The sequence below is a fragment of the Caballeronia fortuita genome (genome assembly GCF_001544835.2).
In the GTDB taxonomy this organism is placed as follows: Bacteria; Pseudomonadota; Gammaproteobacteria; order Burkholderiales; family Burkholderiaceae; genus Caballeronia; species Caballeronia fortuita.
Window position 1 is genome coordinate 51,599 of sequence record NZ_FCNX02000011.1, and the last position, 15,926, is coordinate 67,524.

At 60.3% G+C, this 15,926-nt stretch carries 13 protein-coding genes and 1 pseudogene; 4 read left to right on the forward strand and 10 right to left on the reverse strand.

Annotated features, from left to right (window positions below; translation table 11 throughout):
- The first annotated feature begins 954 nt into the window (after positions 1 to 954).
- Positions 955 to 1,157 (forward strand): annotated as a pseudogene (locus AWB77_RS21215) (cold-shock protein).
- Between the two features lie 514 nt (positions 1,158 to 1,671).
- Here AWB77_RS21215 and AWB77_RS35915 read toward each other — a convergent pair.
- On the reverse strand, positions 1,672 to 2,175 hold the full coding sequence (locus AWB77_RS35915) for a hypothetical protein (protein ID WP_157694852.1): 504 nt from the start codon (positions 2,173 to 2,175) through the stop codon (positions 1,672 to 1,674).
- A gap of 265 nt (positions 2,176 to 2,440) precedes the next feature.
- Between AWB77_RS35915 and AWB77_RS21230 the strand changes: the two genes are divergently transcribed.
- Positions 2,441 to 2,674: a hypothetical protein gene (locus tag AWB77_RS21230; protein ID WP_157694853.1), complete on the forward strand. Its 234-nt coding sequence runs from the start codon at positions 2,441 to 2,443 to the stop codon at positions 2,672 to 2,674.
- 162 nt (positions 2,675 to 2,836) lie between these two features.
- Here AWB77_RS21230 and AWB77_RS21235 read toward each other — a convergent pair whose 3' ends face one another.
- Both AWB77_RS21235 and AWB77_RS21240 read right to left on the reverse strand, forming a co-directional pair.
- Positions 2,837 to 3,187 (reverse strand): ATP dependent DNA ligase, encoded by a 351-nt coding sequence (locus AWB77_RS21235; RefSeq protein ID WP_157694854.1) that lies wholly within the window; start codon positions 3,185 to 3,187, stop codon positions 2,837 to 2,839.
- A gap of 67 nt (positions 3,188 to 3,254) precedes the next feature.
- Positions 3,255 to 3,443: a hypothetical protein gene (locus AWB77_RS21240; RefSeq protein ID WP_061136427.1), complete on the reverse strand. Its 189-nt coding sequence runs from the start codon at positions 3,441 to 3,443 to the stop codon at positions 3,255 to 3,257.
- Positions 3,444 to 3,703: 260 nt separating this feature from the next.
- Between AWB77_RS21240 and rpoD the strand changes: the two genes are divergently transcribed.
- Positions 3,704 to 5,746, forward strand: a complete 2,043-nt coding sequence (gene rpoD / locus AWB77_RS21245) for an RNA polymerase sigma factor RpoD (protein ID WP_061136563.1) — start codon at positions 3,704 to 3,706, stop codon at positions 5,744 to 5,746.
- Between the two features lie 227 nt (positions 5,747 to 5,973).
- On the opposite strand, the gene AWB77_RS21250 is transcribed toward rpoD, so the two are convergent.
- The 7 genes from AWB77_RS21250 to AWB77_RS21270 form a co-directional block, all read right to left on the reverse strand.
- Positions 5,974 to 7,377, reverse strand: a complete 1,404-nt coding sequence (locus AWB77_RS21250; protein WP_061136428.1) for a hypothetical protein — start codon at positions 7,375 to 7,377, stop codon at positions 5,974 to 5,976.
- Positions 7,378 to 9,224: 1,847 nt separating this feature from the next.
- Entirely contained in the window at positions 9,225 to 10,001 is a 777-nt protein-coding gene (locus AWB77_RS35920; protein ID WP_157694855.1) for a hypothetical protein, read from the reverse strand.
- A gap of 229 nt (positions 10,002 to 10,230) precedes the next feature.
- Entirely contained in the window at positions 10,231 to 10,392 is a 162-nt protein-coding gene (locus AWB77_RS36945) for a hypothetical protein (RefSeq protein WP_244158594.1), read from the reverse strand.
- 55 nt (positions 10,393 to 10,447) lie between these two features.
- A complete protein-coding gene (locus AWB77_RS21255; protein WP_244158595.1) occupies positions 10,448 to 11,203 on the reverse strand; it encodes a ferritin-like domain-containing protein in 756 nt (251 codons plus the stop codon).
- Positions 11,204 to 12,067: 864 nt separating this feature from the next.
- The gene (locus tag AWB77_RS21260; protein WP_061136429.1) at positions 12,068 to 12,805 is read right to left on the reverse strand and encodes an anti-sigma factor; all 738 of its coding nucleotides are present in this window, start codon (positions 12,803 to 12,805) and stop codon (positions 12,068 to 12,070) included.
- Positions 12,802 to 13,407: a sigma-70 family RNA polymerase sigma factor gene (locus AWB77_RS21265; protein ID WP_061136430.1), complete on the reverse strand. Its 606-nt coding sequence runs from the start codon at positions 13,405 to 13,407 to the stop codon at positions 12,802 to 12,804. The genes AWB77_RS21260 and AWB77_RS21265 overlap by 4 nt, the downstream gene beginning before the upstream one ends.
- A 589-nt stretch (positions 13,408 to 13,996) precedes the next feature.
- Positions 13,997 to 14,272, reverse strand: coding sequence for a DUF3303 domain-containing protein (locus AWB77_RS21270; RefSeq protein WP_061136431.1), 276 nt, complete (start codon positions 14,270 to 14,272; stop codon positions 13,997 to 13,999).
- A gap of 1,302 nt (positions 14,273 to 15,574) precedes the next feature.
- On the opposite strand from AWB77_RS21270, the gene AWB77_RS21280 reads away from it, so the two are divergent.
- Positions 15,575 to 15,919: a response regulator gene (locus AWB77_RS21280; protein ID WP_061136433.1), complete on the forward strand. Its 345-nt coding sequence runs from the start codon at positions 15,575 to 15,577 to the stop codon at positions 15,917 to 15,919.
- Positions 15,920 to 15,926: the final 7 nt, after the last annotated feature.

Consider the following 15,926-nt stretch of genomic DNA (forward strand, 5'->3'; position numbering starts at 1 on the left):
TTGCGCGCCTTTCACGCGTAGCGCGCCGACGTGCGGACGACCTCTGCAGCCGGCCCAGACGACCCAACAGCGGTCCAAAGCGCCGCACAAGAAGCCACGCTGTTGGACGACCGATACGACCCTTACTGGCGACCTTGGCGTGCAACGTCGCCTGTCGCGTGTGCGGAGAATCCGCGCTTTCAGACGAAGCGTGGGCGCGCCGGGCCGGCGTTCCGGAAGCCTTGCCGGCCGGAGCGGGGGATCGCGAAACTGGGCCCGGCGGAATGGACGGTGGGCCCGTCCGCTGATGTCTGCAGGCCGGTGTAGATCTCGTGAGCCGACGATAAGCGGCCATGCTCGACGGCGCGGAAAGTGACCGAGCGAATCGCGCGAGCAGCGCGTTTCGTGCTGCGGGGACGTCGGACCGGTCGTGACTTTCAGACCGCGCCGGCACCGGGTCTCGAGGCGCGAGGGTGGTCTCGACGGGCACCGGATTCAACGAGGACGCCGCATCCAGCGAAGGATCCCCAGAACCATCGCCTCTGGTGCCTGGACGCCGGACACGGTGTTGCCCCCCCACCCATTAGCAGGTCATTAAACGGACCGTCCGACCGCGGGCGAGTCGACCTCATCACACGCGCATCCGCCCGCTCCGTGCTCGGTTCATTCGCGCCGACCGGTTGGGGAGGGGCGTCGCCTGTGCATCGCGGTGGGTCCAACCATCGATCCAGATCCGCATCCAGTGGCCGATCGAAGGCCGCGCACGGCAGCCGTTTATACCGTTTTCGTGCGCCATGGGGCGAAGCAGGGGAGGGCCGAGCGAGTTCACCCAAGCGCACGCAATGGCGTTCAGACGGATTATTCGGAAGGGGCCGCGTCTCGATCTTCTCGGTTGCCTAGTGCGTGCCAGCGAGTCAAGATAGCGTCCGGCGCGCGCGAGGGCGGCGCCGTTTTCAACTTTTCAGGTCAACAAAGATGGCAACTGGTACGGTCAAGTGGTTCAAGGACGACAAAGGCTTTGGCTTCATTACGCCCGATGGCGGAGGTGAGGATTTGTTCGCCCATTTCTCGGAAATCCGCGCCGAGGGTTTTAAAACGCTCAAGGAAGCCAGAAGGTGACCTTCGACGAGAAGATGGGTCCGAAGGGCAAGCAGGCAGCGAATATCAAGCCGGCGTAAGCACTGGCGGAAAAATGGGCGGTCATCGTCCGGCAGGCGCCGACGATGTCCGCACATCGAACGATCTCCGCGTCTCCGGACCCGCACATCGCGCTCTCGTTTGCGTGCGTCCTTCACCGGTCGAGCCCCGCGGCGAGACAGCGTCCCCGATACAACCAGACGCTTCACCACACAAACAGCTGGATCATTGAAAAAATAATACGGAGTCCTACGTTCCTCGCGGATTCATGCCCTCCTAGAGATTAACTCGGCGTGAAACATTGCCGCGGAGACCGCGGCTCAATCTAAGTAGTTGTTTTAAAACGGATGTGCGGCGAAAACGCGGCGAAATCGCGCATTGTTTCACGCTGCCATGGGTCGGGACGCACGTGCCCCCGCGATTTTGCGGCCCGGACTGGCTCGATATGCCTCTCGGGCGCTGCTTGCGTATCAAAAGAAACGCGTTTTGTGTGCATTGATACGTTGGGCAAAAATTGGATTCCCGGCGTGGTAGGCCCCGTCCCACCAGGCCGGCTCAGTGGCCGGCTTTGTAGCCAGCTGAGTGGCTGGTCGCCGCGGCACGCAGCGGGGAGGTTCGATCGCTGGCAGCGAAACAGTCGAGCCGGTAACGCGCGCCAAGATGAACATGCCTTGGCGCGTTTGCGAGCTGACGATCCGATTGCCGCAGCACGGCCTCGAAAAGCGGGATGTCGTTGGCGTCGAGTGCCCAGGCCCGGGATTGTTCGGCGCGTTGCAGAACGCGGTCCATGGCCGCCTCGGCGCGCGCGTAGATGATCAAGTCGGTTTCGCCAAAGCCCGCGTCCCGAACATAGTAGGCGAGATAGATTACCCGGATCAGTTCATTGAACAGATACGCAGAGCCGGTGCCTCTTCGACACGCCGCAAAGTCAGATGATTCACCAGGGAGATTTCTCGCGCCGCGTTCTGTGGCATCGGCAGCAACATGGCTTTGTTGAGGGGCTTGCGCGAGGACGCGCGCGAAGGTCGAGAATGTGGGCGGCGAGAAGGCATGCGGCAAAAAAACGTCGAGGAGAGTTCCGCGTCATGCGGCGTTCTGCGAATCCTAACCGTGCTTCAAGGCGTGTGGCGCTCGGGAGACGGGGCCGCTGAATTCCTATTCGAGATGCAGTCGGGGATCATGTTTGACCTCATGTTCGACCGTCCCGGCGCCTGCGTATTCGATGCGCGCAAAAAAACGGTGCTCGTCTTGGCGCGGCGTTTTCGAGCGCCTTCGACTGTAGCTTGCGATGTGAAACCCTGAGGACACGATGGTCAGGATTGAGTTGGAACTGGACGATAGCGTGCATGCCGCCCTGCGCTCGGTGGTCGCGCGCTGCAACGCGGCGCACAAAAGCAGCGGCGGGGCGAACACGCACGGCGAGCTGAATGTGAAGAAACTGCTGACCCTATTGGCGGAAGACGCCGCGATGATGCAGAGTCGACCGGGCTCGTGGGAGCCTTCGACGATGCAGCAGGTGCTCGACGCGCACGGCTATCCGTCCTGCAGTGGGTCGTGAGATGCAGGCGGGGGAGGGCGCAGGCGGGGCGGGCTTTTCGCAGGTAGAACCGACAACACCAGAAGTCGGGGCGTCGACAACCTTCTCTTCCGTGACCGCGCTCGCTGCGGTGTCTTCGCGGAGCGCTTGGAACACTGGGTGCCGCACCTCACCCGAAGGTGTTCACGCGAGGAACAAGACCTCGACCACAATGCCGGGCGTCAGCCAATGGAACACTCTTTCGCGCTCAGGCTCGGGGGCGTTGTAAAAGGGCGGAGCCGCCTGCTGAAACGCATTGGCGCGCTTGGCGAATAAGGTGCTGCGGGTTGACGAAAGATGCGGTGTTACATGCCCCGCATACTGTAGTGAGTCATACTGCAGCGAGCCCTCCGTTTCATAGACGTCGAGGAGAAGCGAACGAACGCCAGACTTCGCCCCTTTGAGGCGCGAGAAGTCGCCGCCGCCGAACGCTTGTCGCAAATTGCACTTGAGCTTTGATCCAATCGGTCGATCGCCCCGAGCGGTCCAGCGCATTGACCCGCCTAGGGCCGTCTTTGGCGTCTGAACCCGCGCGGTTCGTGAATTATTCCAGCGACCCATCTCACTCGCCTGGTCGCGCCGGCCGCGGCGCGTCATTCTCATCGTCGCCCGGCGAACGTTCGATGGGCGCACGCAACGGCTGCGTCGTGTCGATGCCGGCCATCTGAAGTGCAGCGTCGATGCGCTTCAAGGGCGAGTTGAGATCGAGCGCCCAAGGCGGCGAACATTCGTCGTCGCTTAGCACCGTCATGCCGTGTTGAACCGTGAGTATGTCCTCGATTTGGTGCGGCGCAGCAATTCGTGCTACAATTTTAGGCAGTGCTCACATAGCACTGTCGCTTGATTGCACCATTTCATCCGGCCCGCTCGTGTAAGTGGGCCGCGTCACCCGCTCGTTGCGATATCACCAATCGCGTCCGCCTTCAGCCCTTGAATGTCCGTGACGCGCCGGCCGCGATGCTCTCAACTGCCGGACTCGCCGTCGCCGAGCACACCTGCCAAGGAGAATGCATGACAAGCTTTGATCGTGAGATTTCTGAGTCTGCTACAACCGCGTTCGTGCCTAAGGCCCCCGGCCGACGTGGGCCCAAGGCCAAGCCTGCTGCACTTCTGCTGCCGATGGACACGATGTCCTCGGCACTGCAGGACGAAGAGCGGCAGCGCCAGATGCGCGCGCTGATCCAGTTGGGCAAGTCGCGCGGCTACCTGACTCACGCAGAAATCAACGATCACTTGCCCGACAACTTCGCGCAGACCGCTGCAATCGAAACCATCGTCAGCACCTTTAACGACATGGGCGTGGCGGTCTACGAGCAGACGCCGGATGCGGAGACGCTGCTCCTGAACGGCGTTACGCCGGCCGCCATGTCGGACGATCAGACTGACGAGGAAGCGGAAGTCACCCTCGCCACGGTGGATTCTGAATTCGGTCGCACCACCGATCCCGTGCGGATGTACATGCGCGAAATGGGTGGGACGGAGTTGCTGACCCGCGCGGGTGAAGTCGAGATTGCGAAACGCATCGAAGAGGGACTTCACGAAATGATCCACGCGATTGCGGCCTCTCCGGCGACGGTCTCCGCGATCCTTTCAAGCGTGGAGCAAATTGAGGCGGGTGAACTGCGCATTGACGAATTGGTTGACGGTCTCAATGAAGACGCCCCGGCGGATGCGGGGGGCCCGGACTCCACAGATTCGGCTGAGCTCACCGCGGACGCCGCCGATGGCGATGACGGCAATGACGGCAATGAGGAGAAAGGAGACGAAGAGGGCGATGAGCTGGTCGACGAATGCGGCGAGACCGAGCCAGTGGATTCTGCGAAGGCAGACGAAGCCCGTCTGAAGCAGCTCACGAACGACAGCCTCGCCATTTTTGCGCGCGTGCGCGAGTTGTTCGTCCAACTTCCGCACGCCGACGCGACTCAAGGCGCGAACATGGTCGCCTTCGCACACGTGTGTGAGGCGATGCAGCGCGAACTGGCGCCCATTCGCTTTACGGCGCGAACGATCGATCGGCTGTGCGCGAACGTGCAGCAGCAAGTCACGCAGGTGCGCGCGATCGAGCGCCGCGTTCTGCAGATTGCCGTCGACCGGTGCGGGATGCCGCGCGAGAAGTTTGTCGAGTCCTTTCCGGGACATGAAACCGATCTTGGCTGGACCGAACGCATGGTTACGGCGTCGAGCAAGTATGGCGCCGCACTGGAGCGCAGTCTGCCGGCGATTCAGGCGGAGCAGGAAAAGCTGATCGAGATCGAAGCCGCCGCCGCTCTGCCGCTGCAGCAACTGAAGAAAATCAACCGGCAGATGATGGCGGCCGAGTCGAAAATGCGTCAGGCCAAGGGCGAGATGATCGAAGCTAACCTGCGCCTCGTGATCTCTATCGCAAAGAAGTACGTGAACCGCGGCATGCACTTCTTCGATCTGATCCAGGAAGGCAATATCGGCCTGATGAAAGCCGTCGACAAATTCGAGTATCGACGTGGCTGGAAATTTTCCACCTATGCGACGTGGTGGGTGCGGCAAGCGGTGACGCGTTCGCTTGCGGATCAGGCGCGCACGATTCGCGTGCCGGTGCATATGATCGAATCGATCAACAAGCTCAATCGGATTTCGCGCGAGATTCTGCAACAGACCGGTCAGGAAGCGCATCCTGCATTACTGGCGGAGCGCATGGAAGTGACCGAAGAGAAGGTTCGCGCCATGTTGAAGGCCGCCAAGCAACCGGTGTCACTTGAGATGCCGGTGGGCGAGGACGCGGATGCGACGCTTGGCGACATGATCGAAGATCCGATGGCGGCGTCACCCGCGGACGCGGCCGTGCATGCCAACCTGCGCGATGCGATCGACGAGGCGCTCGATGCGCTGTCGCCGCGTGAAGCGAAGGTACTGAGGATGCGTTTCGGCATCGACACCCCGTCCGACTTCACGCTTGAAGAGCTAGGTAAGCAATTCGACGTGACGCGCGAACGGATCCGGCAGATCGAAAGCAAGGCGATGCGAAAACTGATGCACCCGAGCCGGGCAGACAAGCTCCGGCAATTTCTTGACCACTGAGTTTCCGACCACTCAGTCACAGTCCCGCGTCGATGCGAGATCGATGTGACAACTCGAACACCGGTCAGCGCCGGGCCGGCCGCCATGGTGACAAGCGGCGCGGGCCTCATGGGAAGAGCGCGCGCCCTTGCCGTATCGTCGCTCAAAAATCAGCGGACGCTCGCGCTGTGCGCCGCTCGCCAGACCCGGCATCGCAGCACGATGGCTGTCGGCAGTTGGCCCTGGCGTTACAGCAATATCGCTTGCTGCAAAAGCTCCAGCGCCTTCAACTCGTCCAATCGACCCGCGCGTGCTTTGCCCGCTAGCGTCTTGATCAAGGCTTCAGCGATCGGCTCGATCCCGTGAAGATTGTCCAGGCTGGTCACGGAAGGGGACGGGAGCGACGCGGCTTTTCGCTCGGGTCGGACGGAGGCGGGTGGCGGAACAATCGTTACCGGTGCGACGGGTGAGGCGAATGGGACATGCTGCTCGCTTTCGTTCAGCGAGTGACCCGCCAGCTCGCCCAAAGCGGCACTGACCTGATCTAGCGGCCCGGCGCCGATCGTCTCTTCCCCTCTCTGGACATCTGCTGAAGTCAAGCTTTGTGCATCACCCAGGCCATCGAGATGAGGGCCACCCGGGCGCGCCTCCACTGCGGCACGCTTGCTTCGCACGCGGTTCTGAGTTGCGAGCACAGGCGGCTCGTCGTGTTGAACGGATTCGTGGTGAACAGATGCACGACCCCGCGCAGCAGGGGTCAGCAAACGTGACACTGACTCCGGAATTTCAACTTCGGAGCGCGGCGTATCGAGCCAGCCGACTGGCAAGCCAAGGCGCTCAGTGAAACGGCTCGCTTCGACATCGTCCATGCGCTTCTTGCTATGCAACCGATGGGCCATGTTCGACCCGCTCAACGCCATGACTATACCCAGTCTTACTTTCGATCCGTTGCGGGTCGTCAGAACGTGAAGGTTAGCGCGTCGAATGCTTTCGACATCGGCGGCGTCTTTCAAGGGCAGCGCGTGCTGCTGGGTCGATTTTTGAGATGCTTTGGATGTTGATGGTGCACCCTTGAGGGAAGCATCTCGGCTGGGCTGTTTGGCCATCCCGCGCTCATTATTCCTGCTAGCGCTGGGCGAACTGCCCGCTGGTTTCTTTGGCATTTCCGCGTCCTCAGACGAACGAACTTCAAGAGAGGGTTGATGGCCGACGTCGAGGGCCGTAGCAGGCTCATGCGTCTCAGACTCTGCGTCCAGTTTCTCGTCCGTTTCAACGAAGTCGAGCGGTGACTTCAGGCGAGCAATGGTCTCGGGCGTGAGTAGGGGATGCGGCTGATCAAAGAAGCCGTGCGGCAACCCGAGCGTGGTTTCCATGTGAAAGGCGGTCTCGGGCGTGAACCTTTCGCCCTTCAAGAGTTCGGCCACTCGCGTCATGCTGGAATCCAGACCTAACGCGATATTCTCGGCGCCCACCGCATCGACCAGAAATTGAAATGAACGCGTTTTGAAGATTGAGGCGGTCTGGGCAGACTCTCGGGCAGGCGCCTTCGCGTAGGTCTGTCTCTGCCGGTTGGACGAGGATTGGCTCACATGGCGAGGCTGGCGCTGGCCGCTGTCTCGAGATCCCGCATATCGCCCGCGGGGTTGACTCATAAGGTAGGGCTCCCTGCAATCGTTGACATGCTAACTTCAAGATTATAGTCGAGACGCCATTGATTGCTTGGTCTGAGAAACTCAGAAAATCCCTCCTGGAACACTGCAGCAGCGCGGCTAGAGCGCCCGTGTGGCGGTCGGTTGGGGAAGCATCAATAATTGGGAAACGGTCGCTTGAAGCATTTCACGAAGTCGTCGTTATTCTGAATAACTAACTAGCAACATCGTCCACCTGCGCCTCGCATAGGTGGCTGCGCCCGAGGCGATCGGAATTCAATGAGCCTGTCATTGTGTCAAGAACAAGCTGACGACCGTCCAGGCGATCGCAACTGCACCTTATATGCGGGGAGTTGGAAGCGAAGGGCGTCGCTGAGGCCATCGCTCTTCAGCGCGATGAGACATCCTACCGCGTCGTTCTTGACGGACCGGACGATTACTGGCCTTCGACGTCGGCTCATTCGCTGGCCATTGCTTGCCAGAGCGTTGCAAGAATTGCAGCGATGCCGTGCGCTCTCCAGCCCGTTACCCGAACGCTCGCGATCGATCCCGCGTCCGGCGAACGTGGGCTAACCGACTGTGAGCGACGAGGCAGTCGATAAAATACCTTTGCAGTTTGGGTATCATCTTCGCCCGTCCCGGCGGGCTTTTTTCGCCGCGAGTATGAAAAATTTGTACGGAAAGCTCAGTGTCGGACAGAAAAGCTTCTCTTTCATGGTCAGCGCATTGGTGACGCTGGGTGGGATAGTAGAGGGAAACTCCTACGGTTTTGCGGGAGCAGCGCCCTTGCTTCTGCTGACCTACTTCCAAATTGCTAACCACCGAACCCGAGCGCCAGCTCAATAGCCAAAAATCAGCCTTGGCCGCTCGTCATTGACGGAATGCCGACCAATCGCGCGTCCCATCGATCATGACAGGCTTGTTGCAGTTCTCCGCGGCATCCCAAGCCGCGCCTCATGAACGAGTAGTAAACTGTCGAGTTCTCGCGCTGCTGTACGGACAGCAGTGAATTTGCGACTTGCTTGTATATCGTGCCTCTGCTGCCTCCAGGCCTACGGTTTGCATAACGCTTAAACCACATCCGTTCCATCGAAATCGGAGAATCGTCATGAGCAAAGCCCACGATGCCAAGAAGGCCGAAAAGAAGGTCGCCACCAAAACGCCGAAGGAAAAGAAAGAAGCGAAGAAACTGAAGAAGGAAGCGTCGAAGCGACAGTAACGATTACAACTCGCGAGCGATCTTCGCAAACAAATACGGGAACCAGAGAATCTGTTCGACCAATTCGTTTTAGCGCACGATGCGTTTTGGTCATTGCTCACACCAGGGCCGCTGCAGTCAGGCGTACGTCGCCGATTCGACTTGAACCCCTGCAGCGCAATCGATTTGCGCAAGTAGCGCGCTAGCCAAGGCTAGCTGCGCGGGTAGCAAATGCCTTGTTGCCATAACAACGACCACGCGGCGCCGCCAATAAGGCAGCGGAAATACCGGCGACACACTGCGACTCTCGGCCTGCACCATGGTGCGCAGGTGAGCGAGGTCGACGTCTGTAACCCGAAGATCGTACGCACTGTTCGGAAATTCTGGAGCTTTCATGACTTACTTACGGCAGTGGCGCCGGTTGCCTGAAGTATCAGCGCACATTAATTTCTATGCGCTGTGAACAATTCCTGGACGCGACACGCGCCGACTTCCAACAGCGGGTTCACTTCACTGGCCTGCCCGGTTCCGGTGAGTCGGCAATCGAGTAGTTCGTGCCGTCGATGCTCGCTCGATTACGCTCGAAGCATGGCGCATTTAGATCCAAGACATACCCAATCAGCGCGCTCGCATGCACATATTTTCTTCGAACCTATTCATTTGACGCGCTCGGTGAACCGCCCGGTCCGTAGGGGTCCGGATTTCCGAATCGCGGAAACGCTCCGCTCGACCTTGCTCTGCGCAATTCGTCTTCCACCTCTTTCCTGGTTTTAGGATCGGGCACGGATACAGGTGACGTCGAAACGACGGTATCCGAAGCGTTCGCGTTGGCGTTGGCTGAGCCTGAGCCGAAAGAATTCGGTATCTCATTGTCTTCCGTCGTCTCGACCAGGTTGTCATCGCTCCGGGCTGACCTGGCAGCGGAGCGGAGCAGCTCCGATCCCACCACAACCGGTGCCGCGCTGTCGTGCTCTTCAGAGGATGGCTTCTGCATCGCTTGCGCTTCTGGCTGTTTGTTTCCTCTTTCTCGTTTCAGCCTAGTGCTTGCTGCGGTCGAATGCGTGATCGATGATGCGTGTCGTTTCGACGCGAGCGCGGCGATGTTCGGGGCATGCGGTTTGGTGGCTTCGTCCAATGACGAATCGGTATCGCTCAACATCAGTCTCGGCGGCACACGAAACTTCGTGTTCTCCGATGCTGTCTGCTGATTCTCCTCCGAAGATTTGCCCATCGGCGTTGAAGCTCCGTTTGGCTCTCGGTGAACCGTGCCTATCGTGCCCGTTGCGACCGACCCGCGCTGTCGCGACCACCATGCCGGTACGTCCAGGCGGTGTCTGCCGTGATCGAGGAGCAACGAAGGACCGACGACCGATGCTGTGACGATGCAGAGGCCGAAGAGCAGAGAGTGGGTGGAGAGTTTTTCAAGCAACGCGCTTTCCTCGAGGGTTCGAGTTCTCGTCTATTCGACATGAAGGAAGTTCAGCGCCTGAAGCACAGCGCCCGCGACGATGAACGTCGCTCCGAGGATCAGTCTGATCCGCAGACGCCACGCACCTGCTGACAGTTCGCGCATACGAGATCTCCGATGGTCGGTCCGGCGGTTCGCAAGACGATGATCTGTGGCGCCTAGCGATCCCCGATCTATGACTTCATTTGCCTCATGAGAACGCGCTGCTCATATTAAGCGTGCCGTTCACGCCCGCCGGGAAAAAACCTCCTTGCGCCACTGCGCCCTTGTTCAGGTAGACGATGTTGAGCACGTCGTCGTAGCTGCGGCTGAATGCGATGCCGTTGTTGTCCAGCGGTACGATGTTGGACATCTGTGCGTTGACGCCCGCGATGCCCTGATCGACGTCGCTCGACGAATCGAGCGAATCACGCGCATCCGATGGCCTGTGTCGCCGTTACGAGGCTCGGCGTCTGGATACCTTTGGCGTACAGCACCGTTCTGATCAGACCCGCATGATAGGCTTCGGCGGCGAGAATGCCGGCCGCCGCTTCGAGATAAGTGTTTTTGCTGATGAGCGGAGCGGCGCCTTTGTACGCGGTGACGCCCACGTCTTCGAAGATAAACGCACCAAGCAGGAAGTTGTTGTCGTTCAAGTATGGGTTGAAAACCGTTCCTGCAGGAGCGAGCCCCGCCGCTTGTGCTGCCAGTGAAAACGCGCCGTTGGGATCCGTGCCGCCCACATCGAGCGCGGGCATCGCGACCGCTGAACCGCCGAGCGCGGTGCGAAGGAACGCGACGTGTTCCAGTTCATCCTTCGCGATTTCTCGGGCGTAGGCTGCGACCACAGGATCCGAGAACGGCACCTGCTGACCAGGCGTCACTTTGCCTGGCGTGCCGGCGCCGGTCATGAGATTCGTGGGCAGCCCCGATCCAGTCGTAGCATAAGCGTAGAACGTCGCCTCGAGATACTCGAGATTGAGTGCAAAGTTGAGGATCTCCGCGTCAGTTGGCCCCGTCGCCGCGTTGGCGTTTTCTCCCGACCCTCCGCCGCATGCGCCGAGGATGGTTCCACCGACCAGCCCCAAACCCAGGCCGCCGGCACTGCGGAAAAATTGGCGGCGTTTTGCACGCCGCTGCACGCGTCGATCGAATACGTCCGCTACCGATGAAGGGCAACCCATGTTCGTCTCCTGTAAATCGATGGGTGGACGACGTCCAACCTGCGCTTCGCGCATCGCACAAGACGCCGCAAGAGCGGGAAGGTTTGCCGAACGTGACTGGGCCACTCTCTCTCGTGAATACGAATAACTACGGATGAACAGATGCACGAGGTAACAGATTCTTGCACTCGACGTGCTGCGACTCGCCTCGCTTGCCGACGTCGATGCCTCGGTCAAGCAAAAACGACCCGACAATAAATTTAGTACTGTTTAGTTAGACGTCTCGTCCGTACGATGCGCACCCGCTTGTGAAGACCAGTGCGGATGAAGGGACAGAAAGTAGCCATGCCCATCAATAGGACGCGCAGTCGTGCAGTTCCGAATAGAGTTTTTTGAACCCGCGAACGCCCGCGACCGAGATGGTACCTACCAACAAGCCCGACATCGCCGGTGGGGTGACTGCCGAGTCAGTCGGAGCTCTGGAACGTGCCGCGATCTACGCGCGAGTGCGCACACGTGCTCGTGCGCCCGGCGAAGTCCACCGCCGTTCATCCCGATACTCGTTCTCCTCCTTATGCTTCCAGACGGGTGGTCTCCTCGCGCCTGGGTCTCCTCGCGCCGCGTGGCCGTGGCCGTTTTCGAGATATACGAGAGAGAGGCGCGCGCGGATGCACGCGCGTTGCCGTTTGTCCTCGCGGCCACCGAAAATCTGGATATCGGCTGGTTGAGTCTTCCGCGATGGCAATGCGAATGCGGCATGCAGGCGGATTTGCCGAGTCTAAACAGGGCAAACAAAAAGCGGAGGTTGACCACCGTAGGGAAGAGGCGACACGCGGTCGAGTGTCCGCCGCGACTCGACCTGAAAAGAAAAGTCGTCGTCGCATTTCAGGTGGAATGCATCTGGCCAGTCGCGAGCACCGGGCCGGTCGGTGCGCCGGTCGGTGATCCGCCCGGCGGTTCTTCCGACACGGCGAGCACAGCCTGCGCATTCATCTGCGCGACGATCTCGGCCGGCAGCGATATCGTCGCAGGCTGATCGAACGGGAACACGCCGAGCGCAATCGGCTTGGCGTTCGGCGGGATAAGCCACAGTTCCGTGGCGCGATTCGGCGGCACCGTTACGCGCACCGTGGGAGTGATGACGATACGAGCGCGCCGCACATCGACGGTTGCGGTCCAGTGCACGAGGCCGTCCTTGCTCGCGATCGACGCGAGGATGTATTCGCCGGGGACGGCTGCCGTCGTCGGGGCTTGCGCAGCTTGCCGCATCCAGACGAGGTTCGTGGCGAGCAGCGCGAGCGCGGCGACGCTCGCGCCCGCCGTGAGCCACCGCCATAGGCTCAGATTGTCCCACCAGCGCTTTCGTGCGAGCAGATCGGCTCGCCGTGGCGTCATGAGGCCCAGATCGTGGCGGATGCGCGTCCACACGCGCTCGGGTGGTTCAATCGAGCGGATATCGTCTGCCAACGGCGTCAGCCGTTGCTGCCACACGTCGAGCGTGCGCTGCAACGCAGGATCGCGCGGCACGTCGGCTTCGAGTGCCGCGCGCGCTTGCGCATCCAGCACGCCGAGCGCGTACTCGGCACAGCGCAGTTCGTCATCGTTCGCGGCGGGCGTGTTCATTCTTCGAGGCAACTCTTGAGTTGCATCAGGCTGCGGCGAATCCAGCTTTTCATCGTGCCGAGCGGCACGGCGAGCCGATGCGCCAGTTCGCCATAGGTCGCGCCGGTAAAGAACGCCTCGCGAATCACGCGCTTCTGTTGCGGTTCAAGCCGATCCAGACATCGTTCGAGCCGCCGCCGTTCCTCGTTCAATTCGGCCGCAACAGCGGGCGTCGGAGACTCGTCGGCGATTTCGGGCGCATCGCTCTCGCCGAGCAATTCGTCGCGATGCTGACGCATGCGGTCGATCGTCCGATTGCGCGCGAGCGTGGTAAGCCATGTGATGGCGCTGCCGCGCTCAGGATCGAAGGTGTCCGCGCGACGCCAAGCGGTGGCAAAGACCTCCTGCAGAAGGTCTTCGGCTTCGCCGCGGTCGTAGATCATGCGCACGATCACGCCGAACACACGCGGCGATGTCGCGCGATACAACTCGGCGAACGCGTTCTCGTCGCCCTTCGCGACATGCGTGAGCATCCGGTTCGTGCGCTCGCGGCGCAGCCGATCGGCGTCGTCGGAAAGGCGAGCGTCGAAGTTTCCGGTATTGCCTGAGGATATGTCCGTCATGCACAGAATGAGCCGAACAGCGTTTCTGGCTAAGTATCTCGCGCAATATGGCATCGCGCCTCGCGGCTGAGTTATCGTCGTCATGGCGATGCTGATGCGCCTTCGAACCGCGTCGTCTCGTAGGACGACACGGACAGCGGGCATCAGGCATGCCCTTCCGCGGGACCTAATTGCCCTTATTGACGGGATAGCAGCTACGTAGAATCGAATGGCTCCAGCCTTGGAGCATCAAACTTGAAGACTCGCGTACGGTCCCCTGTAGTCGTCTCGGCGTTGCTGCTTGTCGTCATTGCTGTTCTCTTCATTCCGGCGCCGCGAGGCGCGTTGCACGATAAGCGGATCGTCAGCGATCGACGACACGATCAACGGTCGAGCGAACGGGGCGATCAGTTATATGCTCACGCGAGAGGCAAGCGGTACACGCTTCGCCCGCGAATTCACCTATCGCGCGTCTTCGCCGTGGCTCACGCTCCTCAACTGGATCGTGCTAAAGGGCACGGTCTAGTCTGTATCCGACGAGGCACTGAGCGGCTTAAAGCGCGTGCCCGGGAACCTGCCCTCACCGTGCGCTCGTCAGCGGGTTTGACTGTCAGACTTTGGCGAAGACGCTGGCGAGCGCTTCGTCATCGAGCACAGGTACAAGCCGAAGTTGCATCAGGTCGTTCCACGCGTAAGCAAATTGGGCTAGTTTCTTAGGATCATCCGTATCGAAAAGCCCGAAGCCGCAGCTCAGGTCAGCGCTTGTCCAACGTCCAAGAAACGTGACACCGTCGGGCGGCACACCATCATTGTTTTGGAATCGCGCAATCGCTTCCGCGCGGGTTTCGGTGTCGGGTGCCCACGAGAATGTCATCATGAATTTCATGGCGTGCCTCCTTGGCGCGTTGGTAACGAATAAGCCTGTATACGGGAGATCGCGATCAACGGATGCATTGAAGGACGCGAGGCGTGAGTTCGAGCTCGGCGTGGGATCTCGCGTCTCTCCCGGTCGCCTCGTCTCGCAGGACAGTTTTCGAGTCCGTCGCGTGCCGTCTTTCACACGCTAGGATTGGCAGCACAATCACCGGGGCGGTTTAGCGTTCGACAGAGGTTTTTGCCGGCCTATGTTACGAGTCGTTGCAGTCCGGCGACAATTCATGCTCCTATACGACGCGTGCGGACTGCACTGCCGCGGCTTTACTGAATAGATGCGAACGTTGACCGGCAATTATGCCCCGCCCTATCTGTGCGCGAATACTCCCCCACGCAATGAACCGGCTCTTCACTCGCACCGCAGAGGAAAGCAAGCGGCTTCTATGGTGATAGAGAAGCAGGGCGGCATCGGATGCATGTCGAACAGTTACGACCGTAGCCTGCTCGCTTGGAGTACGGGTTGCGGATCCAAACCGTCGTGCGGCGCGTCACATTCGTCCACGACAGCGCGCTGCGGCTTCTCGCGTCGAGAAGAGTCGAGGCCATACATCGTCGAGTGAACTATGGCGAGCGCTCGAGGTAAGGAAGCATTTCGGACCTGCTGACGCCGAGCGACTCCAACTCACGCCGAAGCGCCTCGATATCTTCAAAACAATTCACCCGGTGCGGGTTGCCTTTGGCAGCGATTGGGGCGCCGTGGCGTGCGACCAGCCGACACAACATCCTGTCGATGGATCTGGCTAGTCGACCCGCTTCCCCGGCGTTGTGGAAAACGGCATTGCTCATGCCGTGGCCGCCGTGTCGGCCTGAGTTCTGAACCATGGAAATCGCGTCGACGATTACAGCACGATAGGCGCGCAAGCGTGCTACGGACTGCGTGACCGTTTCAATAAGGCTGACTGTCGTCTCCAGTGCCTCTGCGCTTTGCGGGCAGTGGACAAGCGCCTTTAAGCTGGCAATGCGTCGGTTGCCCGCGACGATGTGAAGGTCGATCTAACTAGCGCGGACATTTCGTCTTCAACGGTCCGCGTGTGCTTTGCGTAGGATCTCACGGTCTGTTCCTGCCTGACTCCCGAAAAGCGGGTGCCCCATGTATCCGGCAGCATCGAGCGTTCCAGTCTGACCCATCCGTCATAGGATGGGGCATAGTGGAAGCGATGAGGCCCGCATCTTGCGACGACAGGTCAGCGGAGTCAGTCCCCGGTAGAATCCGCAGGATTGCGCGCCTGAAAGGAACGAACCCGGATGGACGAGTATGCGCATTCTTTTCGTCGAAAATGACACTCGCCTCTGCGATGCGTTCAGGGATCTCGCCATGTCTCTTGGACACGTCGCAGATGTAGCCTATGACGGTCATGAGGCAATGATCCTCGCGACCGCGAGTCGCTACGACACTATCTTCCTCGACATTGGTCTGCCCGATATCGACGGTCGCGAGCTCTGCAGGCAATTGCGCGTGGTGGGGCCGAGTCGGCTAGCGTGTGTCGTCGCGGTAACTGGTGATGAGCGTTTTACGCGCGAGCCGTCACTCCACTTCGACGGAATGTTCCTTAAGCCTTTTACGGAGGAAACGTTCATCGCTGCTCTCGGCGCATGCTGAGCCAAGC